At 62.4% G+C, this 20,978-nt stretch carries 22 protein-coding genes; 15 read left to right on the top strand and 7 right to left on the bottom strand.

Features of this window, described 5'->3' with window-relative positions; translation table 11 throughout:
- Window positions 1–196: 196 nt before the first annotated feature.
- The 11 genes from nifV to EK416_RS05240 all read left to right on the top strand — a co-directional run bounded on the left by nifV (window position 197) and on the right by EK416_RS05240 (window position 10,139).
- Window positions 197–1,480 carry a homocitrate synthase gene (nifV, locus tag EK416_RS05290; protein WP_127076467.1) on the top strand — a complete coding sequence of 428 codons (1,284 nt, stop codon included), beginning with the start codon at window positions 197–199 and terminating at the stop codon, window positions 1,478–1,480.
- Between the two features lie 29 nt (window positions 1,481–1,509).
- Window positions 1,510–1,851 carry a nitrogenase stabilizing/protective protein NifW gene (gene nifW, locus EK416_RS05285; RefSeq protein ID WP_127076466.1) on the top strand — a complete coding sequence of 114 codons (342 nt, stop codon included), beginning with the start codon at window positions 1,510–1,512 and terminating at the stop codon, window positions 1,849–1,851.
- Window positions 1,852–1,875: 24 nt separating this feature from the next.
- A complete protein-coding gene (locus EK416_RS05280) occupies window positions 1,876–2,727 on the top strand; it encodes an electron transfer flavoprotein subunit beta/FixA family protein (protein WP_127076465.1) in 852 nt (283 codons plus the stop codon).
- A 27-nt stretch (window positions 2,728–2,754) separates the two neighbouring features.
- Window positions 2,755–3,864 (top strand): electron transfer flavoprotein subunit alpha/FixB family protein, encoded by a 1,110-nt coding sequence (locus EK416_RS05275; RefSeq protein WP_127076464.1) that lies wholly within the window; start codon window positions 2,755–2,757, stop codon window positions 3,862–3,864.
- A 30-nt stretch (window positions 3,865–3,894) separates the two neighbouring features.
- On the top strand, window positions 3,895–5,199 hold the full coding sequence (locus EK416_RS05270; RefSeq protein ID WP_127076463.1) for an FAD-dependent oxidoreductase: 1,305 nt from the start codon (window positions 3,895–3,897) through the stop codon (window positions 5,197–5,199).
- Between the two features lie 31 nt (window positions 5,200–5,230).
- Window positions 5,231–5,527 (top strand): ferredoxin family protein, encoded by a 297-nt coding sequence (locus EK416_RS05265; protein ID WP_127076462.1) that lies wholly within the window; start codon window positions 5,231–5,233, stop codon window positions 5,525–5,527.
- 201 nt (window positions 5,528–5,728) lie between these two features.
- Window positions 5,729–6,226, top strand: a complete 498-nt coding sequence (locus EK416_RS05260; RefSeq protein ID WP_127076461.1) for a ferritin-like domain-containing protein — start codon at window positions 5,729–5,731, stop codon at window positions 6,224–6,226.
- A gap of 340 nt (window positions 6,227–6,566) precedes the next feature.
- Window positions 6,567–8,378, top strand: coding sequence for a nif-specific transcriptional activator NifA (gene nifA, locus EK416_RS05255; RefSeq protein ID WP_127076460.1), 1,812 nt, complete (start codon window positions 6,567–6,569; stop codon window positions 8,376–8,378).
- A 19-nt stretch (window positions 8,379–8,397) separates the two neighbouring features.
- On the top strand, window positions 8,398–8,814 hold the full coding sequence (locus EK416_RS05250) for a Rieske (2Fe-2S) protein (protein ID WP_127076459.1): 417 nt from the start codon (window positions 8,398–8,400) through the stop codon (window positions 8,812–8,814).
- A 154-nt stretch (window positions 8,815–8,968) separates the two neighbouring features.
- Window positions 8,969–9,595, top strand: a complete 627-nt coding sequence (bioD, locus tag EK416_RS05245; protein WP_127076458.1) for a dethiobiotin synthase — start codon at window positions 8,969–8,971, stop codon at window positions 9,593–9,595.
- Between the two features lie 7 nt (window positions 9,596–9,602).
- The gene (locus EK416_RS05240) at window positions 9,603–10,139 is read left to right on the top strand and encodes a bifunctional adenosylcobinamide kinase/adenosylcobinamide-phosphate guanylyltransferase (RefSeq protein ID WP_127076457.1); all 537 of its coding nucleotides are present in this window, start codon (window positions 9,603–9,605) and stop codon (window positions 10,137–10,139) included.
- A gap of 46 nt (window positions 10,140–10,185) precedes the next feature.
- Here EK416_RS05240 and EK416_RS05235 read toward each other — a convergent pair whose 3' ends face one another.
- From EK416_RS05235 to EK416_RS05220, 4 genes are all read right to left on the bottom strand, one after another.
- Window positions 10,186–10,743 carry a hypothetical protein gene (locus EK416_RS05235; RefSeq protein ID WP_245433946.1) on the bottom strand — a complete coding sequence of 186 codons (558 nt, stop codon included), beginning with the start codon at window positions 10,741–10,743 and terminating at the stop codon, window positions 10,186–10,188.
- A 557-nt stretch (window positions 10,744–11,300) separates the two neighbouring features.
- On the bottom strand, window positions 11,301–12,356 hold the full coding sequence (locus EK416_RS05230) for a quinone-dependent dihydroorotate dehydrogenase (RefSeq protein ID WP_127076455.1): 1,056 nt from the start codon (window positions 12,354–12,356) through the stop codon (window positions 11,301–11,303).
- Window positions 12,353–12,766 carry a DUF952 domain-containing protein gene (locus tag EK416_RS05225; protein WP_127076454.1) on the bottom strand — a complete coding sequence of 138 codons (414 nt, stop codon included), beginning with the start codon at window positions 12,764–12,766 and terminating at the stop codon, window positions 12,353–12,355. The genes EK416_RS05230 and EK416_RS05225 overlap by 4 nt, the downstream gene beginning before the upstream one ends.
- A 13-nt stretch (window positions 12,767–12,779) precedes the next feature.
- Window positions 12,780–14,369 carry a lysine--tRNA ligase gene (locus EK416_RS05220; RefSeq protein WP_127076453.1) on the bottom strand — a complete coding sequence of 530 codons (1,590 nt, stop codon included), beginning with the start codon at window positions 14,367–14,369 and terminating at the stop codon, window positions 12,780–12,782.
- A 203-nt stretch (window positions 14,370–14,572) separates the two neighbouring features.
- Here EK416_RS05220 and EK416_RS05215 point away from each other — a divergent pair, with 203 nt between their 5' ends.
- Together EK416_RS05215 and EK416_RS05210 are read left to right on the top strand one after the other, a co-directional pair.
- A complete protein-coding gene (locus EK416_RS05215; RefSeq protein ID WP_127076452.1) occupies window positions 14,573–15,547 on the top strand; it encodes a DUF817 domain-containing protein in 975 nt (324 codons plus the stop codon).
- Window positions 15,548–15,577: 30 nt separating this feature from the next.
- Window positions 15,578–15,961, top strand: a complete 384-nt coding sequence (locus tag EK416_RS05210) for an ArsR/SmtB family transcription factor (protein WP_127076451.1) — start codon at window positions 15,578–15,580, stop codon at window positions 15,959–15,961.
- 33 nt (window positions 15,962–15,994) lie between these two features.
- Here the strand turns inward: EK416_RS05210 and queE are convergent, their stop codons facing one another.
- Window positions 15,995–16,636 carry a 7-carboxy-7-deazaguanine synthase gene (queE, locus tag EK416_RS05205; RefSeq protein ID WP_127076450.1) on the bottom strand — a complete coding sequence of 214 codons (642 nt, stop codon included), beginning with the start codon at window positions 16,634–16,636 and terminating at the stop codon, window positions 15,995–15,997.
- Between the two features lie 6 nt (window positions 16,637–16,642).
- Window positions 16,643–17,371, bottom strand: a complete 729-nt coding sequence (gene queC, locus EK416_RS05200) for a 7-cyano-7-deazaguanine synthase QueC (protein WP_127076449.1) — start codon at window positions 17,369–17,371, stop codon at window positions 16,643–16,645.
- A 107-nt stretch (window positions 17,372–17,478) separates the two neighbouring features.
- Between queC and eno the strand changes: the two genes are divergently transcribed.
- Complete coding sequence (gene eno / locus EK416_RS05195; RefSeq protein ID WP_127076448.1) at window positions 17,479–18,759, top strand: phosphopyruvate hydratase; 1,281 nt, start codon at window positions 17,479–17,481, stop codon at window positions 18,757–18,759.
- A gap of 488 nt (window positions 18,760–19,247) precedes the next feature.
- On the opposite strand, the gene EK416_RS05190 is transcribed toward eno, so the two are convergent.
- Complete coding sequence (locus EK416_RS05190; protein ID WP_127076447.1) at window positions 19,248–20,357, bottom strand: hypothetical protein; 1,110 nt, start codon at window positions 20,355–20,357, stop codon at window positions 19,248–19,250.
- 169 nt (window positions 20,358–20,526) lie between these two features.
- Between EK416_RS05190 and EK416_RS05185 the strand changes: the two genes are divergently transcribed.
- A complete protein-coding gene (locus tag EK416_RS05185) occupies window positions 20,527–20,802 on the top strand; it encodes a hypothetical protein (RefSeq protein ID WP_127076446.1) in 276 nt (91 codons plus the stop codon).
- Window positions 20,803–20,978 lie beyond the last annotated feature (176 nt).

The raw sequence follows: 20,978 nt of genomic DNA, 5'->3' as shown, positions 1-20,978 counted from the left end.
CCGCTCGCGTGGATTTTACCTCTTTCGCACGCCATTTTCCGCTATGTAGTAAAGTCGACACATGTCGGACTTTCGACACCGCCCTCGATTTAAAACTATTCAGCACATTTCAGCCGCTTAGCCGTTTGGCACGGCTCCTGCTTTAAGAGGTGCGCGCTGCGGATCTACGCGGCAATCTTACCAGGCGGAATGCAGGATGCGCGACCTTTCAAACGGTCTCAACGGAACGAACGACGGCGAAGGGCCTGCGGGCGGCGATAACGCGCTGTTCGTCCGCCGCGCTCTTCCCGGGCGCGTCGCAATCAACGATACGACGCTTCGGGATGGCGAGCAGACGCCGGGCGTCGCCTTCACGGCCGCGGAGAAGCTGCAGATCGCGGCAGCGCTTTCCGATGTCGGCATCGACGAGATCGAGGCAGGCACGCCCGCCATGGGCCGCGACGAGCAGGAGGCAATCCGCCGGATCGCGAAGGCCGGCCTGCCGGTGCGCGTCATCGCGTGGTGTCGCATGCGCCGCGGCGACGTGGACGACGCAATCGCTTCCGGCGTCTCCATCGTGAACCTTTCGGCGCCCGTTTCACGCTTCCAGATTGCCGCAAAATTCGGCGGCTCGCTGCCGCGCGTCCTGGCAGCCGTCACCGATGTCATCGGCTACGCCCGCGCGAACGGCCTCGAAGTCGCTTTCGGCGGCGAGGATTCGTCGCGCGCAACGCGAGACACGCTCGAACCCATTCTCGAAGCGGCTGCCAAAGCCGGAGCGGTTCGCTATCGCTTCGCCGACACGCTCGGTGTGCTCGACCCGGTTTCCGTCCGTGCCGCCATCGGAGCCGTCAGGCACCTCACGGACCTTCCCATCGAATTTCATGGCCATGACGATCTCGGTCTGGCCACAGCCAACACGCTGGCCGCGTTGGAAGCAGGAGCGAGCGCGGCCAGCGTGACCGTCAACGGTCTGGGCGAGCGGGCGGGCAACGCCCCCCTCGAACAGATCGCCGTCGCGCTCGATTCGCTCTTCGGGCAGGCCACGCGCATCCATCTGCCGGCCCTCGGTCACCTGAGCGAACTCGTGGCCCGGTGCAGCGGACGCGAAATCGCACGCGCGGCCCCCATCGTCGGCAAGGACGTGTTCACCCATGAGTCCGGCATTCACGTTGACGGCATCCTCAAGAGCAAGGATTGCTATGAGGCGCTGTCGCCGCGGCGTCTCGGCCGGAATCACCGCTTCGTCGTCGGCAAGCATTCCGGGCTTGCGGGATTGCGTCACGAGTTGTCTTATCTCGGCCTGCAACTCACCGAGGACGAGGAGCGCCGTCTTCTTGCCGCTGTCAGGGGCTATGCGGAAAAGCACAAAGCCTGCATTCCGTCTTTCACCCTGCTGAGGCTCGCCGCCGCCCTTGTGGACGAGCGGTCCGACGGCAACGCGGGCGTTTGTCCCATCAAGCGGTCGGCCCCGTCGTCTCGTCTGAAGGCGGTATCGTAAGGCGCGGTGGAAACGAAAGGGTGGCATCAATGAGCGTTTTGTCGGATCTCGAAAAACTTCCATCGGCGGAAGATTTCTTCGCGTATCTCAAGGTCGACTACGATCCCGCGCGCCTCAGTGTGGCCCGTCTGCATATCCTTAAACGCATGGGGCAGTATCTTGCGCAGAAGGATTTCACGGGCGCGACCGATGAAGAGGTTTATGTCGCCACGCGCGAAACGCTGGCTCACGCCTATGACGATTTTCTGAAGTCAACGCCCCTTCAGGAGCGCGTCTTCAAGGTTTTGCAGGAGCACCACCCCGATCAGCCGAAGGAAGAAGCGCCCAAGGCTTTCGTGCCCCTCGAGTCTCTAACCATCATTGGCCGCTGAGCGGCACGCAGGAAGGGTTGATACATGCATATCGTCGTTTGCATCAAACAGGTTCCGGACAGCGCGCAAATTCGCGTGCATCCGGTGACGAACACCATCATGCGGCAGGGCGTGCCCACCATCATCAACCCGTATGATCTGTTCGCCATCGAGGCGGCGCTTCGTCTGCGCGACAAGCATGGCGGCAAGGTGACTGTGCTCACGATGGGGCCGCCGATGGCGGAAGACAGTCTGCGCCGCGCGCTGACCTACGGCGTCGATCGCGCCGTGCTCCTTACCGATCGTGCCTTCGCCGGTTCCGACACGCTGGCGACGAGCTACGCCCTTTCCCAGGCCATCATCAAGATCGGCCAGACCTACGAGCCGGTCGACATCGTGTTCACCGGCAAGCAGACCATCGACGGCGACACGGCGCAGGTCGGCCCCGGCATCGCCAAGCGCCTCGACCTGCACCAGCTTACCTATGTGTCCGGCATCAACGAAGTGAACCTCGAAGGCAAGACGATCACCGTCGAGCGTCGCGCCGAGGGCGGCGTGCAGGTGCTGAAGTCGAACCTGCCGTGCCTCATCACGATGCTCGAAGGCACCAACGAAATTCGTCGCGGCTCCATCGACGTGGCGCTGGCCGCCGCCCGCGCAGAGATCGTGACGTGGAGCGCCGCAGCGGCTGGCGTCGCCGAAATGGGCAAGTGCGGCCTCAAGGGCTCGCCGACCGTGGTGAAGCGCGTGTTCGCGCCGTCGCCGCGCGCCGAGAAGGCCAAGATCATCGACATCGGCGGTCTCACGCCGGACGCGGTCGCGGCGAAGACGCTGGACGAGATCTTCGGGCGTCTGCCGACCATCGAAAAAGAACTGACGGCCATGGCCCAAAGCTAAGCCAGCGCGCAATACGGAGATTTGGTTATGACGACGACACCCGCCCCGAAGCCCGCCGCCGCCGGCGGCCGCGCCGGAATGAAGAAAGAGCTTCCCGAGAAGTTCAAGTCCTACAAGCACGTCTGGGTTTTCATCGAGCTTGAGCGCGGTCACGTGCATCCCGTTTCGTGGGAACTCATGGGCGAAGGCCGCAAGCTCGCCGACAAGCTCGGCGTGCAGCTCGCCGGCGTGGTTCTCGGCGGTGCCGGCGAAGACACCCGCAACGCCGTTCAGGAATGTTACGCCTACGGCGCCGACGTGGCCTATCTCGTTGAAAGCCCGGTTCTGGCGGACTACCGCAATGAGCCGTACACCCGCTGCATGACGGAACTGGTTAACAAGTTTCAGCCGGAAATCCTGCTTCTTGGCGCAACCACGCTCGGCCGCGACCTCGCGGGCTCGGTTGCGACGACGCTGGCGACCGGCCTCACGGCGGACTGCACGGAACTCGCGGTCGACGCCGACGGCTCGCTTGCCGCGACGCGCCCGACCTTCGGCGGCTCGCTCCTCTGCACGATCTATACGCTGAACTTCCGCCCGCAGATGGCCACGGTTCGCCCGCGCGTGTTCTCGCTGCCCGAGCGCCAGGACGGCAAGTCCGGCCCGGTCATCGAATACGACTTCAAGATGATCGAGGACGAAATCGTCACGAAGCTTCTTCAGTTCATCCCGGACCGCGACTCCAACAAGTCGAACCTCGCCTACGCCGACGTTGTCGTCGCGGGCGGCCTCGGTCTCGGCAGCGCTGAAAACTATCAGCTCGTGAAGGACCTTGCGAAGGCTCTCGGCGCTGAATGGGGCGGTTCGCGTCCGCTCGTGCAGCGCGGCTGGATCCCCGCCGACCGCCAGATCGGCCAGACGGGCAAGACCATCCGTCCGAAACTCTACATCGCCGCGGGCATCTCCGGCGCGATCCAGCATCGCGTGGGCGTCGAAGGCGCAGACCTGATCCTCGCGATCAATACGGACAAGAACGCGCCGATCATGGACTTCGCCCATATCGGCCTCATTACCGACGCCGTCCGCTTCCTCCCCGCGCTCGCGAAGGAAGTCCGTCAGCGGATCGCCCCCAACACGCGCTCGCGCCTTGTCGGCTGATAGAGCGGAAGGTTTCGAAGGAGAACTCGCATGCCCGCAGAAAAATTCGACGTTATCGTCGTGGGGGCCGGACCGGCCGGCAATTCCTGTGCTTACACTCTGGCGAAGCGCGGCCTGAAAGTGCTCCAGATCGAGCGCGGCGAATATCCGGGCTCGAAGAACGTGCAGGGCGCGATCATGTACGCCAACATGCTGGAGAAGATCATCCCGGATTTCCGGGACGACGCTCCGCTTGAGCGCCACCTGATCGAGCAGCGTCTCTGGTATATGGACGACTCCTCCTATACGGGCGTCCATTACCGTTCCGACGACTTCAACGAGGAAGCGCCGAACCGCTACACCATCATCCGCGCGCAGTTCGACAAGTGGTTCTCGAAGAAGGTCCAGCAGGCTGGCGCGCTTCTCATCCTTGAGACGACCGTCACCGACCTTTGCTTCTCGGGCGGCAAGGTGATCGGCGTCAAGACGGACCGCGCGGGCGGCACCATCCTCGCCGACGTGGTCGTGATGGCCGAAGGCGTGAACGGCGTGCTCGGCACCAAGGCGGGGCTTCGTCCGCGTCCGAAGCCGGACACGGTTGCTCTCGCGGTGAAGGAAATGCACTTCCTCCCCTCGGACGTGATCGAGAGCCGCTTCAACATCTCGGGCGACGAAGGCGTCGTGATCGAAGCCGCGGGCACGATCACGAAGGGCATGACCGGCACGGGCTTCCTTTACACCAACAAGGAAAGCATCTCGATCGGCATCGGCTGCCTCGTCTCCGACTTCGCGCACACCGGCAAGGCTCCCTACGAGCTTCTGGAAGACTTCAAGAAGCACCCGGCGGTGGCTCCGCTGATCGCGGGCGCGGAAGTGAAGGAATACGCGGCGCATCTCATTCCCGAGGGCGGCTACAATGCCGTGCCGCAGCTCTTCGGCGAAGGCTGGGTGATCGTCGGCGACGCGGGCCAGTTTGTGAACGCCGTCCACCGCGAAGGCTCGAACCTCGCCATGACGACGGGCCGCATCGCGGCGGAAGCGATCTTCCAGATCAAGTCCCGCAAGGATAAGTTCTCGGCAGAGAACCTGTCCATCTATCAGAAGATGCTCGAACAGTCCTTCGTGATGAAGGATCTGAAGAAGTACAAGCGCCTGCCCGATTTCATGCACGGCGCGCGCGATCGCCTCTTCGGCAGCTATCCCGAACTCGTCTCCAAGGCCGCGCAGAACTGGTTCCGCGTGGACGGGAAGGACAAGAAGAGCAAGGAAAAGGAAATCGTTCGTTCCTTCGTCAAGGCGCGCGGCGTGAGAGGCCTCGCGAGCGACGCTTGGAAGCTCGCAAGGTCGTGGCGCTAGGTCGGTCGGGAACAGGAAAGGAACACTGGAAATGGCTGAAACACCAACGGTGCGCGTCGAAGAGAAGCTTTATCAGAATCGCTATCTCGTGGACGCCGGGCGTCCGCATATCGTCGTCGCTCCGCACGAGAAACCGTCGAAGGAGCTTCTCCTTCTCACGAAGATCTGCCCCGCTCATTGCTATGAAGTGAACGGCAAGGGGCAGGTCGAAGTGAGCCCCGACGGCTGTCTCGAATGCGGCACCTGCCGCGTGCTGGCGGAAGGCTCGGGCGCGCTGACGTGGACTTACCCGCGCGGCGGCTACGGCGTCCTTTTCAAGTTCGGCTAAATCGGGGACACGCGCACGCTGCTTCGAGGGCCGCCCCGATGGGGCGGGCTGCCGGCTTTCGAGGCGGCTTTCGTCCGCGACCGGTTAGAATTACTTGGGAACGCGCCCGAAAAGTAGACTATGATAGGCGCGTGCTGAGCGCACCGGCAGTTCAGGCCTGTCGGATTGTCGCTTTTTTGCAGGCTTACAAGGGGACAGATCATGGATTCCGTCGAGGAATTTCTCGCCTATTCCATCAAGCTCGAACAGGAAGCCACGCTTCGTTTCGCGCAACTCGCCGACGCCATGGACGGTGCTGGCAATCGTGAGGTGGGAAAGCTTTTCCGCCAGCTTTCGGAATATTCGCGTCTTCACATGGGCGATGCGATGGCCCGCGCCGGTTATCGCGAGATTCCCAAGAAGGCACCGGGCGACTTCGAATGGCCGGACCTCGAAAGCCCCGAAGCCGCGGCGATCTGGGGAACCGACCCGCTCATCGGTCGCGAGCAGGCGCTTGAAATCGCCCTCGACGCCGAGGTTCGCGGCTATCAGTTCTACAAGCATATCTACGACACGACGACCGATCCCGAGATCAAGGTTCTCGCTAAGGAGTTCGTCGCCGAAGAGGAAGAGCACGTCGCGGAACTGAAGCGGTGGATGGCGCTGCACAAGGCGGGCGAAACGCTCCCGCAGGAAACCAATCTCAAGGCGCCGCATTGAGATCGCGTCAGCGAATCTCGCCACGGCAATGAAGCGAAGGCGCACTTTTGTCATCGATGTCGGGAGGGCTGATGCCCTTCCCTCAGACCGCGCAGTCTGGAATTGATCAAAAAATATATTTTTGCCTTCTTATAAGGCAATCTCCGTCTTGGCCATTGTTTTCGCTTCGTATTTTCGCGTTTTTACGCGTTGCGAGCGACAAGGCGGGCAGAGAATTGATTATTCTATGGACGCGACATTGTCGCACGTCATTGTTATAATAGCTTCAAACGCGAAACTACCAAGCAAGCTCATGGGTTGGCCTTCGTGCCCGGCGTGAGTTTGTCGTATGAGGTTATTTATGACATCTTCCGCACCGGCGGGCACCGTCACGGTTCCGGGAAGCGTGAGATACAGCGATACAGCGCTGAGCGGCATCTACGAGATCTCGAAGATCGTGACCTCGCCCTCAAGCCTCAGGGTTATGCTGAATAATGTCGTCTCGGTGATGAGTTCGTTCCTCGACATGAGGCTTTCGACGCTCATGCTGCTGGACAAGGCCGGCGATCCCGAAATCAAGGTGTCGGCCTCGACGGAGCCGAGCATCGACCCGAGCGAGGACGGGGATCTTCCGCTCGCCGTCATCGACCAGATCGTGGCAACCGCCTCTCCGCTCGTGGTGCAGAATTGTGCCCTTCATCCTTCGTTCGCCGGGTGGAAGCGTCTCGGTCGCGTCGGCCCCAATGTCGTGCAGACCTTCATCGGCGTGCCGATCCGCGTCGACGCAAAGGTGGTTGGAACGCTCGCCATAGAACGTGTCTGGCAGGGCAGCATGGACGTGCGCATCGATCACGACGTCCGCTTCCTCACCATGGTTGCGAACCTGGTCGGCCAGGCGCTGAAACTCCATCGCGTCGTCGCGGAGGACCGCGAGCGCCTCATCCACGAGCAGCATCGTCTCGCCAAGGAACTGTCCAACATCAAGGCGAAGGCTCCGCCGCCTAAAGTTACAGGCATTCTCGGCAAGAGCCGGGCCATCAGAGCGGTTACGGAACGCATCGAACAGGTCGCGAAATCGAACGCGCCGGTTCTCATTCGCGGCGAAACCGGCACAGGCAAGGAGCTTTTTGCCCGAGCGATCCACGAGCTTTCGCGCCGCAAGGGCAAGCCGTTCGTCAAGGTGAATTGCGCGGCGCTGCCGGAAGGCGTCATCGAGTCGGAGTTGTTCGGGCACGAGAAGGGCGCGTTCACCGGCGCGGTCGGCCTTCGCAAGGGGCGGTTCGAGCTTGCGGACGGCGGCACCATCTTTCTCGACGAAATCGGCGAGATTTCCCCATCGTTTCAGGCCAAGCTCTTGCGCGTTCTGCAGGAAGGCGAGTTTGAACGTGTCGGCGGCCAGCATACGCTGAAGATCAATTTCCGTCTCGTCTGCGCCACCAACCGCGCTCTCGAACAGATGGTGGCCGAGGGCAAGTTTCGAGCCGACCTCTACTACCGCATCAACGTCGTGCCGCTCATGCTGCCGCCGCTGCGCGAGCGCCAGGGCGACATTCCCGAACTCGCCCAGCACTTCCTCAGCCGCTTCGCCGAAGAAAACGGCTATCAGCTTTCCTTTGGCCCCGACGCGATGGAAGTGCTCTGCAAGTGCTACTTCCCGGGCAATATCCGCGAGCTGGAAAACTGCATCCGCCGCACCGCCGCAATGGCTCTCGGCGACGTGATCCACGCGGCCGATTTCGCCTGTCAGCACGGGCATTGCCTGTCGTCGATGCTGTGGAAGGGACCGGCAAGCGGGGAGGCGGCGAACGAGCCTCAGCAACATCGCGCTTCCGAGAACAACGCCAATCCGCCGCGCGCAAACCCGTCTGCCGCCGCATCCTCTCCTTACACCCCGCCGCCCGCGCAGGAGCCGACGGAGGGCCGAAACGGTTACGCGAACGGAGCCGCCAACGGAAACGGCGCGTCGCACAATGGCGCCTCCAATGGCAGCGACGTCGCCGCGCATGACGATGCCGACGGCGGCGGCTATGCGCAACTCAGCAGGGACACGCTGATCAACGCACTCGAAAAGACGGGATGGGTTCAGGCGAAAGCCGCTCGCATCCTGGGGCTTACGCCGCGTCAGGTGGGCTATGCGCTCAAAAAGCACGGCATCGAGATGAAACGCTACTGATGCAGTGGAGGGAAACTCGATGACCGTCGCCTATGCCATCTGCGCAGTGTCCGACATTCCTAATCGGCGGGGACGCGGCTTCGAGCTTGTCCGCGTCGTCGATGGCGCGGAAAAGCCGTGGCCCATTTTCGTCGTGCGATGGGACAAGCAGGTTTTCGCCTATGTAAACCGCTGCCCGCACAACAACGTCAATCTCGACTGGGAGACCAACCAGTTTTTCGAGCCGGGCACCAGGAATATCGTCTGCGGCAAGCACGGCTCGCTTTTCGAGCTTTCCTCCGGCAAGTGCATCGACGGCCCCTGTCTCGGAAAAGACCTTGAACCGGTGCCGGTTTGCGTACTCGACGGCGACATCTGCGTCGTGGGCGTTGAGCTGGCCGAGTTGCCCGACAACGACGAGAGCGAGCCCGCGCGCGGGGCGCCGGCGTCGCCTTGAGCTGATCTTTCGATCTGGATTGACTTGCGCCGATTTGCCCGAGGCTTATCCTCGCGCGGGCTAATTTTCACCGCGCTCCAAACGCCTGAAGAGTCGGCGTTTCAGAAGAGCGCTTTCCTCCCCTTCATCCAGTGCGAAATCTTGAAAGGCAAAGATGCGCGCGGGCTTCATCGTTACGGGTACGGACACCGGCATCGGCAAGACGGTGTTCAGCGCGGCGCTTGCGGGCGCGCTCGGCGCGTCTTACTGGAAGCCTGTGCAATCGGGCCTTGAGGAAGAGACCGACAGCGCCACTGTCCGCCGCCTTTCGGGCCTGCCGCCGGAGTGCATTCTGCCGGAAGCCTACCGTCTGGCGCTGCCCGCTTCGCCGCATATCTCGGCTGCGCGCGAAGGCGTTACCATCGAAGCGGCGCGCCTCGCCCTTCCGGATGTCGACGGGCCGCTCGTCGTCGAAGGCGCGGGCGGGCTGCTCGTGCCGCTTGCGCCGGGCCTTCTGACAATCGACGTTTTCGCGCGGATGGGACTGCCCGTTATCCTTTGCGCAAGGACGTCGCTCGGCACCATCAACCACACGCTGCTCTCGCTCGAAGCGCTGGCGCGGCGCGGCATCTCAATCCACGGCGTTGCCTTTCTCGGCGATCCGGCGGATGAAGAGGAGGCGGCGGTGGCGGCCTTCAGCGGCGCGCGCCGTCTCGGACGCCTGCCGCGCGTCGATCCTCTCGACGCGGCGGCGCTGGCATACGCATTCCGCGAAAGCTTCGATCTCGCGTTGTTCAGGTAGAAACGGCATGGGCGACATCATTTTCCTGACCGGGCCAGTGCGGAGCGGCAAGAGCCGCCGCGCGGTCGACATCGCTGAAAGCTACGGCGATCGCGTGGTGTTCGTCGCTACCTATGCGCGCGATCCGGGCGACGCCGAGATGGCCGAACGCGTGCGTCGCCATCAGGCCGAGCGGCCCGCGACATGGCGCACGCTCGAAGCGCCGGACGACATTGCGGCGGCGCTTGCCGCACTCGATCCGGCCCCGTCTTGCGTGCTGATCGACAGCCTCGTGACGTGGCTCGCTTTCCGCACCGGGTTCGGCGGTCGCGAGGGGCTGAGCGACGAAGCGATCCTTGCGGCCTGGGCCCGCGAGCTTGAGGGCTTCCGCGCCGCGCCGTGGTCTACGGTGATCATCGGCGACGAGGTGGGGTGGAGCCTCGTGCCGATGGAGGCCGATCTGCGCCGCTTCCGCGACCTCGCGGGATTTCTCGGCCAGCGCACGGCGGCGGCGGCGAGCGAGGCATGGCTCATGGTGGCTGGCTGCGGCGTGCGCCTGAAATGAAGAAGGCGGGCCCCTCGCCCGCCTTCTCGTGATCGAAGCGCGCGATTTACGAGCGCGTGACGATGACCTTCCACGGACCATCCGGCACGTCGCTTTCTTCCACGAAACGCCATTCGGTCTTGTCATTTTCGGTCATGCCGAGATAGGACGCTGCGGCGGGCGAGATATCGAGGCCTGCTTTCTCGCCCATGCGGTTTTTCGGCTGCTTGGCGTTTCCGAACACCCAGTCGAAATCGTCCTCGCCGAAGGGGCCCACGTCAGCCCATTGAGCATAGACCGACTTGCCCTTGTAGCGCACCTCGACCCAGCGGTTCCTCGTGAGCGGCTTGCCCTCACCGAAGCCCGGAATTTTCTTCGCGACGGGCTTAAGCTTGCCGTTCTGGTCGACCTCGGCAAACGGCAGCGCGATGTAGAACGGATTTTCCTTCGGAGTAAACCCGGCGGGCATGAACCCCTTGCGGCGCTTCGGGCTGTCGATTCCGCCGAAGCTCTTGAGCCAGTCCGGATCCCAATAGCTGGCGTGATTGTGGATATGACCGTTGTCGTCATTCGCGTCTTCACCCACCCAGAAGACGGTTGTGATGGTCTTCTTGAAGTCGCTCATGGCGATGCCTTGCCCGGCTCGGGGATCATGAGAGGCGTAAGCGGATTCATGAGTGCCAAGATAGCACGAAGGCGCAGCCAGAAGAACCGCGATTGCAAACCCGCGTTTGAGATTGTACATAGACAGTCCTCGAATATGGCCATGGAATATTAGCGACAAATTTGCGCTAAAATTCACCGTCATAACTCGTATATCCAAGGGTACACGAGAGGTGTCCAAAAGCCTGATCTACACTGTGCGATGCGGAGGCGTCGCAATACTACTGCGCAATTCTATGACCTCAAATCTGTCGAGATTTTGATTGCACGCATACTATGCGTCGCGCCCGGTTTTTGTTCCCTGTGCTGTCATACAGGTAATTAGTTGCGCGCGAGGCTTGCGCGAAGCTAAGCGCGCGGCGTTTTCGACGCAAAATGACGATGGTGAGGAGGCGCAATCGAGAGAAACGCGCGCTGGATCGACCGCGTCAAATCAGCGTCGATTTGACGCAGGCGGGCTGATCGACAGCGCAAATCTACGGCGACGGGCGGCGTCCGATTAGCGGCATGACGCAGGAACTACGCCGCCCATTTCTCCGCGTCAGCCCCGACGAGCGCGGCGAGCGAGCCGCCGAAGGCGTCTGTTTCGGTCAGGAGAGCGGCCTTGATGGCGGGCAAGAGGCCCGCTCCTTCATAGATGAGGCCGGTGTAGAGCTGCACGAGCGACGCGCCCGCGCGGATCTTGGCCACTGCAGTCTCGCCGGAATCGATGCCGCCGACGCCGATCAGCGGCAGCCGTCCGCCCGTTTCGATGAAGCATCGCGCGAGAAACCGCGTGGAGCGCGCGAACAGCGGCCGTCCCGACAGTCCGCCCGCCTCGCTGCGCCGCCGGTCGGTCAGGCCGTCGCGCGACAGGGTCGTGTTGGTGAGGATCGCGCCGTCGACGCCGTGGTCGAGCAGGCAGCGCATCGTTGGCGCGATGTCGTTCTCGTGGAGATCCGGCGCGAGCTTGACGAGCACGGGCACCGCGCGGGCGAGTTTCTCGCGCGCGCCCATCACAGCATCGAGCAGCGCGGCGAGCTGATCCGGTGCCTGCAAATCGCGCAGACCGGGCGTGTTCGGCGAGGAAATGTTGATCGTGAGATAGGCGGCGATCGGCCCGAAGGCGGCGACGCCCGCGACATAGTCCGCGATGCGGTCCTCGCTCGTCTTGTTCGCGCCGATGTTCACGCCGAGAAGGCCGCGCGGCGGATGCGAGGCGAGCCGCCTCAGCGCCGCGCCGTGGCCCTCGCTGTTGAAGCCGAAACGGTTGATGACACCGCGATCCGCGATGAGGCGAAACGAGCGAGGGCGCGGATTGCCCGGCTGCGGCTTCGGCGTGATCGTGCCCGCCTCGACGAAGCCGAACCCCATGGCGAACAGCGGATTGTAAACGCGCGCATCCTTGTCGTACCCCGCCGCCACGCCGATGGGGTTGGGAAAACGAAGTCCGAAAAGGTCGACGGCAAGGCGCGGATCGTCCGGCTGCTGCTGGCGGGGATGGACGCCCGCTTCGAGCGCGCGCAGCGACGCTTCGTGCGCCGTTTCGGGATCGAGGAGGAAAAGTCCCGCCTGCGCTGCGCGCCAAAGGCTCACGACGCGAGATCCTCGGGGATGAGCGGCGCGCCGTCCGGCCCGGGCGCGATGTCGGTTTCGCCGACGACAGCCGCGAATGGCAGCGGCGCGTAAAGATGGGGAAACAACGCGCCGCCGCGCGATGGCTCGAAGCGGAGCTGGCCGGTTACAGCGGCATCCCTGGCGCTCGCCGCATCGAGACCGAGCGAGGGCAGGGCGGCGAGCATCTCCGCGTCCACAGCGACGAGTATCAGATCGGGCGCGCCCACGAAATAGCGCCGCGCCGTCTCGGCCACTTGCGCTGCGGTTGAAAAATGGATGAAGCCGTCGCGGCGATCCACCTCCGAGCCCGCAAAAATGCCGACCGCGCGCGCGGCTTCCCATTCGCCGCGCGTCACGAGCTTGTAAATGATATGCGGCCTGTCGCTCACCGCCGCCTCCCGCTTACGCCTGTGCCGCCGCGAGCCGTTCCGCGATCAGCGAGCGCGTGTTGTCGATGCCGTAGGCCTTGATGAACGAGCCGAAGCGCGGCCCCGCGCTCTCGCCGAACAACACCTCGTAGAGCGCCTTGAACCAGTCGCGCAGATTTTCGAACGGGTGCGACTTGCCGACTTCGTAAACGATGCCCTGCAAGGCCTCCGCGTCGAGAGAGGCGTCGGCGTGGCCGAGTTTTTCGTCAAGGTCGAGCATCGCGGCGCGTTCGAGATCGCTCGGCGCGCGATAAACCTTGAACGGCTTCTCCCGCTCCTCGAAATAGCGGATCGCGAAGCCGATGAGCCGGTCGAGTTCCGGGTGGCTCTCCGCGCTTGTGCCGGGCGCATAGTTCCGCACAAACTCCCAGAGAATGTCCTTCGTGTGGGCGTTGGAGGCGCTGACGAGGTTGCGCAGCAGCCCGAAGCTCAGCGGCACGTCGTGGCGGGGAGGCTTGCCGGCGTGGATGTGCCACACGGGGTTCTCGATCTGCTTCTTCGGCTCTTCCTTCGGGAAGGCGTCGAGCAGGCTGAAATATTCGTCGACCGTCTTGGGGATGACGTCGAAGTAAAGCCGCTTCGCCGTCTTCGGCTTCTGGAACATGTACAGCGCGAGGCTTTCGGGCGTGGCGTAGGCGAGCCATTCTTCCACCGCGATGCCGTTTCCCTTCGACTTCGAAATCTTCTGGCCCTGATCGTCGAGGAACAGTTCGTAGTTGAAGCCTTCGGGCGGGCGTCCGCCGAGCGCGCGCGCGACCTTGGAGGAGAGCGTCACGCTGTCGATGAGATCCTTGCCCGCCATCTCGTAATCGACGCCGAGCGCGACCCAGCGCATCGCCCAGTCGGCCTTCCACTGGCACTTCACGCGTCCGCCCGTGACGAGCGTTTCAACGCGCTTGCCCGTGTCGGGATCGGTGTAGACGATCGTGCCCGCCTCAACATCGCGCGCCTCGATCGGCACTTGCAGAACCTTACCGCTCGTCGGCGAAATCGGCAGGAACGGCGAATAGGTCGCGCGGCGGTCCGGGCCGAGCGTCGGCAGGATGATGGCCATGACCTCGTCGTAGACGGCGAGCATCCTGAGCAGGGTTTCGTCGAACCTGCCGGAGCGATAGCACTCCGTCGCAGACAGGAATTCATACTGGAAGCCGAAGCTGTCGAGGAAGCTCCGCAGCCGCGCATTATTGTGCGCGCCGAAGCTCGAATGCGTGCCGAACGGGTCGGGCACGGCGGTCAGCGGCTTTTCGAGCGCGGCTTGCAGAAGCTCCTGATTGGGCACGTTGGTCGGCACCTTGCGCAGGCCGTCCATGTCATCGGAGAAGCAGACGAGACGCGTTTTCACGCCGGGCTTCAGCGCTTCGAGCGCGTGCCGCACCATGGAGGTGCGCGCCACCTCGCCGAACGTGCCGATATGCGGCAGGCCGGACGGGCCGTAACCCGTCTCGAACACCACCTCGCGCGCCGGGTCCGCCTTTTCGAGGCGTTTCAGCAGCTTGCGCGCCTCTTCGAAGGGCCATGCCTTGGAGGTTTGCGCAAGTTCGGCGAGTGTGTCGGCGGTGGTCATGGTGTCCAAATTTCGTGGTGACGTTATGATTTCAGGCATTTCTTGCCGGGCGGACTATGGAAAGCCGCGCCTGTTGCGTCAACCGCCATCGCGCCGAACGCACAACAACGCGAGGCAATTGCATGCACCGGTTTGCGGGTATCCCGCGTTTTCGCCGCGTTCTTGCCCAAAGAAGACCGGAGGGTTGCTCCAAGGAGAAGCGCATGTCCTCGCCGTCGCACCGACGCCTTCCGTCCGCGATCTTTCTCTGGCCGCCACTCGCGCGTTTCGCGGCAGGCGAGCGGCGCCTGGCGTCATGGGCCGCACGCGAAGGCGGCGCGACGCTTGCCGTCTATGAGTTCGCCCGCTTCGTGATCAAGCAGGGCTGGGCCTGTCTTTTCGGCGGCCTGATGCTCGCGCTGCTGTTCCTCACGCACCTTTTTTATCCGCAGGATGCGGCGCTCGCTCGCTACGACTTCCTGTTTTTCGGCGCGCTCGCAATTCAGGCGGGGATGCTCGCCTTTCGCCTCGAAACATGGGACGAGGCGAAAGTCATTCTCGCGTTTCACGTCGTCGGGACAGCGATGGAGATATTCAAGACCTCGGTCGGATCGTGGATCTACCCGGAGCCGAGCGTCTTCCGCATCGGCGGAGTGCCGTTGTTCTCCGGCTTTCTCTATGCGGCCGTTGGAAGCTATCTCGCCCGCGTGTGGCGGCTGTTCGATTTCCGCTTCACGCGGCACCCGCCCGTTTGGGCAGTGTCCCTCCTTGCCTTGGCGATCTATGCCAACTTCTTCGCGCATCATTACTTGCAGGATATGCGCGTGCTCCTGTTTGCTGCGGCGGCGGCCCTGTTCGCACGCACATGGGTTCATTACCGCATCTGGCGGCGTCACAGGTCGATGCCGCTGCTCCTGGGCCTCGCCCTCGTGGCGACATTTATCTGGATCGCCGAGAACATAGGAACCTTCAGCAGAGCCTGGATCTACCCGCATCAGGCGGGAGTGTGGACGTTCGTCTCGTGGCAGAAACTCGGCGCCTGGTTTCTGCTGATGCTGATATCCTATACGCTCGTCGCGCTCGTCCAGGGTGTGCGACCTGCCATAGCCGAGCAGCGCGCCAACACCTCCCCCAACGTCGCGGCATGTCTTCCGAAGCGTCGGGCGGACAATCGCGCAAGTGTGGATCCCAAGCGTTGAACTCGGCCGCCGGCGCGCCATCTCTAGGCCATGGCCGAGGACGATCCCATCCGCGAAATCTGCGCGCCGCTGAGGCTTGAGGCGGTGCTATACGCCTTGAGCGATCCTGTGCGGCTGCACATCGTGCGGAACCTCGCAGAGCGCGGCGAACTTGCCTGTTACGCGGCGGTGACGGGCCTCGACATCGCGAAGTCGACGCAATCCCATCATTACCGCGTCCTGCGGGAGGCGGGCGTCATCGTTCAGCGTAAGGAAGGCGTGTGCTTCATCACGGCCCTGCGGCGCGGGGAACTCGACGCGCGCTTTCCGGGGCTTCTCGACGCGGTGCTCAGGAATATGGACGCTTCCGCCGCCGCGAGGTCTCACGCGGAGCAATGCGGCTCCGCTCCGGCCGAAGGCGACGCTTGCGGCTAACGGGGATGGCCTGACGCCAGAGGGCGTTTCCGGTCAGCGTATGCCAACGAGCTTGTGCATCTGCATGGATAGCCGCCATGGCGGGTTCGCCAGGCAATACCGGACCGCGGCCTCGATGTTGTTCCGATGCTGGGGGCCGTCCATCGGCTGAAGGAAAAAGTGGTCGAACTTCAGCCGCTCGAAAAGCTGCGGCAAAGCGCCGGTCTGGGGATAGACGAGCTTTAGTTCATTGCCCTCGCGCTGGGCGAGCGGCACGCCCGCCTTCGGGCTGATGCAGATCCAGTCCACACCGCGCGGCGCGGGACGCGTGCCGTTCGACTCGATGGCCACGGTGAAGCCGCGCTTCTTCAGCGCGTCGATCATCGGCGTATCGAGCTGCAGGGTGGGTTCGCCCCCGGTGCAGACCACATAGGGGGACGCGGTCTTGCCCTTCGTCAGCGAATTCCACATGCCGAACACGACATCGGCGAGATCGTCGGCCGTCTCGAACTTGCCGCCGTTCGGCCCGTCATAACCGACAAAATCCGTGTCGCAGAACCGGCAGAAAGCCTTGCTCTTGTCCTTGTGCTGGCCCGTCCAGAGATTGCAGCCCGCGAAGCGCAGGAAAACGGCGGCGCGGCCCACTTGCGCACCTTCGCCCTGAAGCGTGGGAAAGATTTCCTTGACCGTGTACATGTCTTTTTATTGTTGCGAAGCCACCATGTCGCGCCAAGCGTAATAGCCCTTCGCGCGAAGATCACAGGCTGGACACGTCCCGCATCCATAACCCCACTCGTGCCGATGATCGCGATCGCCTTTGTAACAAGTGTGTGAATGTTCTGCAACGATATCCACAAGTGGATTGCCGCCGAGCGTGTGCGCCATCGTCCAGGTTTCGGCCTTGGTACGCCACATGAGGGGCGTCACGATGCGGAATTGCTCGTTCGTGCCGAGGCTTATCGCGCTGGCGAGCGTCTGCAAGGTCTGGTCGCGGCAATCCGGATAGCCCGAATAGTCGGTCTGGCACATGCCGCCGACGAGGTCGCGGATGCCGCGCCGGTAGCCGAGCGCCGCTGCAAGTGTGAAGAATAGAAGATTCCGGCCCGGCACGAAGGTGTTGGGCAGGCCATTTGCGCCGAACGCGATTTCAGCGTCCGATGTCAGCGCGGTGTCGCTGACGGCACCGAGCACGGAAAGGTCGAGCACATGATCGGGACCGAGCCGCGCCGCCCAATCCGGCGAGAGCGCTGCCATCGTCTCGCGCAGCTTCGGTCGGCATTCGAGTTCGACATTGTGGCGCTGCCCGTAGGAGAAGCCCAGCGTTTCGACTTGCGCGTAATTCGTCAACGCCCAGGCAAGACAAACGGCGGAATCCTGTCCGCCTGAGAGAAGAACAAGACTTTTCGTCGCGCTTTCTTGTGTGGCCACCATGCCAACCGATTAAACCGCTTTAAGAGCACGCGCGAGTCCTTTATGAAGCCCTCAACTTGTCCCGCCGGACTCGAGTCCGCTCACGCTTCCGTTTCCACGAGGTTCACATGACCGCCATTACTGACATCATCGGCCGCGAAATTCTCGACAGCCGAGGCAACCCGACCGTCGAGGTGGACGTGATACTCGAAGACGGCGCCATCGGCCGCGCGGCCGTGCCGTCGGGTGCGTCGACCGGCGCGCATGAGGCGAACGAGAAGCGCGATGGAGGCGCCCGTTATCTCGGCAAGGGCGTGCTTCAGGCCGTCGATGCCGTGAACGGCGAGATTTTCGACGCGCTTCAGGGCTTCGATGCCGAGGACCAGCGCCGCATCGATCAGACGCTGATCGACCTCGACGGCACCGAGAACAAGAGCCGCCTCGGCGCAAACGCCATCCTCGGCGTGTCGCTCGCGGCGGCAAAGGCAGCGAGCATCTCTGCGGACGCGCCCTTGTATCGCTATCTCGGCGGCGTCAACGCGCGCGTGCTGCCGGTGCCGATGATGAACATCATCAATGGCGGCGCGCACGCCGACAACCCGATCGACTTCCAGGAATTCATGATCTCGCCGCTCGGCGCGCCGACGCTGGCCGAAGCCGTGCGCTGGGGCGCCGAGGTCTTCCACACGCTGAAGAAGCTGCTGAAGGACGGCGGTCACAGCACCAACGTCGGCGATGAAGGCGGTTTCGCGCCGAACCTCAAATCGGCCGATGAAGCGCTGACGTTCGTCGTGCGCGCCATCGAGAAGGCGGGCTACAAGCCGGGCGAGGACATCGCCATCGCGCTCGATCCGGCCTCGACCGAATTCTACAAGAACGGCAAGTATGAGCTGGCGGGCGAAGGCAAGAGCCTCGACTCGGGCCAGATCGTCGCCCTCTACCGCGACCTCGTTTCGCGCTATCCGATCATCTCCATCGAGGACGGCATGGCCGAGGACGACTGGGAGGGCTGGAAGGCGCTGACGGCGGAGATCGGCGGCAAGGTCAACCTCGTCGGCGACGATCTGTTCGTGACGAACCCGAAGCGTCTGCGCGAGGGGATCGCGAAGGGCGCGGGCAATGCGATTCTCGTGAAAGTGAACCAGATCGGCACGCTGTCCGAGGCGCTCGACGCCGTCGACATCGCTCAGCGCGCGGGCTTCAAGGCGGTCATCTCGCATCGCTCGGGCGAGACGGAAGATTCGACCATCGCCGACATCGCGGTTGCCACGAACGCGGGCCAGATCAAGACCGGCTCGCTGTCGCGCTCGGACCGTATCGCGAAGTACAACCAGCTCATCCGCATCGAGGAAGAGCTTGGCGATACGGCCGTTTTCGCGGGGCGGAGCATCCTGCGCGGCTCGCATTAAGACGCTTTTCGCATTGAATTGGCCCGGTAGAGTTTCGGGCCAATTTTTTTGGCACAAAACAGAACATAAAGGAAATAAAACAAAGAGTTGGTAAACGTAGTTGAAAACGTCACGTTATAGTCGGTTTCCTTCCTAGCGACATCAGGACGCATGTTATGCCTGGCCGAGTGATGCGTCGCCTTCAACAGCCGAGGTAAAACATGAAGAAAAAAGTAACCATGCGCATCATCTTGCGCATTCTAGCCTTCGTCGAGGTGACGCTCGCGGTTAACACGAGCGTCACCGTTAGGGCGTAGTTGTAAATCAACTGGTCCGAAGCGGCAGCCACATGCTGCTTCGGATATTTATTAACAACAGCTAATGCTTACATGCTCACGTTGCACCTTACAATACGCCCGTGCGATTTTGCACGATTGTTTCAAGCCGTGCTTGAAAGCGTGCAACAAGAAAGTTGCACGTATCTATTCGAGAATGCAGAAACAATAACTTCATTTACCGGTGCTTGACCTGTCTGCCTTCCTTTCGTCGGGCTTTGCTCCTTCAACCGGCTTCTGCTCATCGGGGCCGTCCTCGCCCGGCTGCTTCGCGTCGAAGCACGCGTAATATTTCGGCGCGTCGCTTTCCTTCGCTGCGCAATCGACGACCGGCTTCAGATCCTCGACATCGCCATAATACATGTAAGTCGTGATCGCGTAGCGAACCTCGCCGCTGGGATCGGAGCCGTAGCGGTCCATCTTGCCCTTGATGCTCGGGTCGATTTCGATCAGCGCGTCGCGCAGCGTGTCGCCCTCGATGAAATTGTCGGGCAACTGGTCGAACGGGCCGTCGAAATAGTTGTTGAGCTGCGTGTTGCCCATGAACACGCCGATGAGAATGCGGCGGTCGGCGAGCTTGTCCTTGTAGAACGCGAAACTCGTCCGGTTGCCGACCGTGACCTCGGGGAACGGCGAGGGCTCATATTGGTCAGTCTTCGGCGTATCGTTCAGCACGTAAAGGAACGTCTTCGAAGGCTTGTTGAAGACGAGGTCGAACCTTACGCCGGACTCGTCCCAAATCGGGCCGATATAGGTTTCGTCGTTGCGAACCACGCCGGGCGCGGGCTTCGTCTTCGACAGGTCCGGCAGCTCGAAGGCCACCGTCTTGCCCTTGAAGCTGACCGTGTAGTGAAGCTTGTCGATCTGCTTAACGTCGACGCCGTCTTCCTTGCCCAGCTTCTTGTAAGCCGGATCGAGCGGCTTGCGCCAGAAGGCATATTGAGGGAAGTAGGCGAAATGCACCTTGCCGTCGAACTGATCCCACGCGTCGAAGCGAATGTTGCCCGCGTACACGATGCCCTTGTAGGGAAACGTGAAATAATAGTAGCTCTCCGTGGGATATATGACCGCCTTTTCCGGAAGCGCCTCGAACACGGCGGCGAAAACCTGATCCGGATTGGCCGTGTCGATCTCCGGCCCGGGGGCCGTCAGCTCCTCGATTTCCTGCTGATTGGTATGGAGCTTGAGCGTGGCCGCATCGGCGGCGGTGAGGGGCATCGCCAGAAGAAGTGTGGGGAAAACGATGGCAAAGGCCCGGGAGACGAATTGGCTGTGAGCCGTCATGATGAACATCTCTTTTTCTTTCTCGGCACCGCTAGCTAACAATGCAATGCGGCGAGGAGATGCACGAATGAAAATCTGTCGTAAAATTAATGTTTATTGGAACTGATAGCTTTGGGGTGTGTTTTTCCGTATGCTTACAGATGTAACGAAAACGAGAGGGAATTTTCTCATGAAGGCATTTGCATTCGCCGCCGTAATTACGTTCGGCGCGCTATTTGGACTTTCGGCCAAGGCCGCGCCCGCTTCGTCCGTGGCACCCATGCTTCAGGCCGAAGCCGTCGTTACAGGCGCGACGGTGAAGGTTCAGCACTGGCGCTGGGGTTCTCGCGGCTTTCACGGGCGCGACCGCAGCCATTGGCGGCACGGTTCGCGCGGTCCGCGTTGGGGCGGCCCGGGCTTCCACAATCGTGCCCGCAGCCATTGGCGCTGGGGCTCGCGCCGCTAAACTGCGTCGCGGAAGCACCTGCGTTTTTTAGGCGCATAGGAAGATCTTTTAACCTGCGGTTGAGTGCTCTGCTCGACCGCAGGTTTTATTTTGCCCGAATCCGCGGCTGGGATGCGACGCCGCACGATGGCCCTTCTGCCGAGCTTTCCCTATTCCATTGATTCCACTAAGACATT

Source organism: Rhodomicrobium lacus (assembly GCF_003992725.1).
Taxonomy (GTDB): Bacteria; Pseudomonadota; Alphaproteobacteria; order Rhizobiales; family Rhodomicrobiaceae; genus Rhodomicrobium; species Rhodomicrobium lacus.
Note: the sequence above shows the minus strand (reverse complement) of the source record. Positions and strands in the feature narration are given on the sequence as shown.

What these genes read in the sequence shown, in the direction of transcription:
- EK416_RS05250 (WP_127076459.1), top strand. Translation starts at nt 8,398, where the DNA reads ATGACCGTCGCCTATGCCATCTGCGCAGTGTCCGACATTCCTAATCGG.
- EK416_RS05235 (WP_245433946.1), bottom strand. Translation starts at nt 10,743, where the DNA reads ATGAGCGACTTCAAGAAGACCATCACAACCGTCTTCTGGGTGGGTGAA.
- nifV (WP_127076467.1), top strand. Translation starts at nt 197, where the DNA reads ATGCGCGACCTTTCAAACGGTCTCAACGGAACGAACGACGGCGAAGGG.
- EK416_RS05270 (WP_127076463.1), top strand. Translation starts at nt 3,895, where the DNA reads ATGCCCGCAGAAAAATTCGACGTTATCGTCGTGGGGGCCGGACCGGCC.
- EK416_RS05210 (WP_127076451.1), top strand. Translation starts at nt 15,578, where the DNA reads ATGGCCGAGGACGATCCCATCCGCGAAATCTGCGCGCCGCTGAGGCTT.
- EK416_RS05275 (WP_127076464.1), top strand. Translation starts at nt 2,755, where the DNA reads ATGACGACGACACCCGCCCCGAAGCCCGCCGCCGCCGGCGGCCGCGCC.
- eno (WP_127076448.1), top strand. Translation starts at nt 17,479, where the DNA reads ATGACCGCCATTACTGACATCATCGGCCGCGAAATTCTCGACAGCCGA.
- bioD (WP_127076458.1), top strand. Translation starts at nt 8,969, where the DNA reads ATGCGCGCGGGCTTCATCGTTACGGGTACGGACACCGGCATCGGCAAG.
- nifW (WP_127076466.1), top strand. Translation starts at nt 1,510, where the DNA reads ATGAGCGTTTTGTCGGATCTCGAAAAACTTCCATCGGCGGAAGATTTC.
- EK416_RS05265 (WP_127076462.1), top strand. Translation starts at nt 5,231, where the DNA reads ATGGCTGAAACACCAACGGTGCGCGTCGAAGAGAAGCTTTATCAGAAT.
- EK416_RS05280 (WP_127076465.1), top strand. Translation starts at nt 1,876, where the DNA reads ATGCATATCGTCGTTTGCATCAAACAGGTTCCGGACAGCGCGCAAATT.
- EK416_RS05220 (WP_127076453.1), bottom strand. Translation starts at nt 14,369, where the DNA reads ATGACCACCGCCGACACACTCGCCGAACTTGCGCAAACCTCCAAGGCA.
- EK416_RS05185 (WP_127076446.1), top strand. Translation starts at nt 20,527, where the DNA reads ATGAAGGCATTTGCATTCGCCGCCGTAATTACGTTCGGCGCGCTATTT.
- EK416_RS05260 (WP_127076461.1), top strand. Translation starts at nt 5,729, where the DNA reads ATGGATTCCGTCGAGGAATTTCTCGCCTATTCCATCAAGCTCGAACAG.
- EK416_RS05190 (WP_127076447.1), bottom strand. Translation starts at nt 20,357, where the DNA reads ATGACGGCTCACAGCCAATTCGTCTCCCGGGCCTTTGCCATCGTTTTC.
- nifA (WP_127076460.1), top strand. Translation starts at nt 6,567, where the DNA reads ATGACATCTTCCGCACCGGCGGGCACCGTCACGGTTCCGGGAAGCGTG.
- queE (WP_127076450.1), bottom strand. Translation starts at nt 16,636, where the DNA reads ATGTACACGGTCAAGGAAATCTTTCCCACGCTTCAGGGCGAAGGTGCG.
- queC (WP_127076449.1), bottom strand. Translation starts at nt 17,371, where the DNA reads ATGGTGGCCACACAAGAAAGCGCGACGAAAAGTCTTGTTCTTCTCTCA.
- EK416_RS05215 (WP_127076452.1), top strand. Translation starts at nt 14,573, where the DNA reads ATGTCCTCGCCGTCGCACCGACGCCTTCCGTCCGCGATCTTTCTCTGG.
- EK416_RS05240 (WP_127076457.1), top strand. Translation starts at nt 9,603, where the DNA reads ATGGGCGACATCATTTTCCTGACCGGGCCAGTGCGGAGCGGCAAGAGC.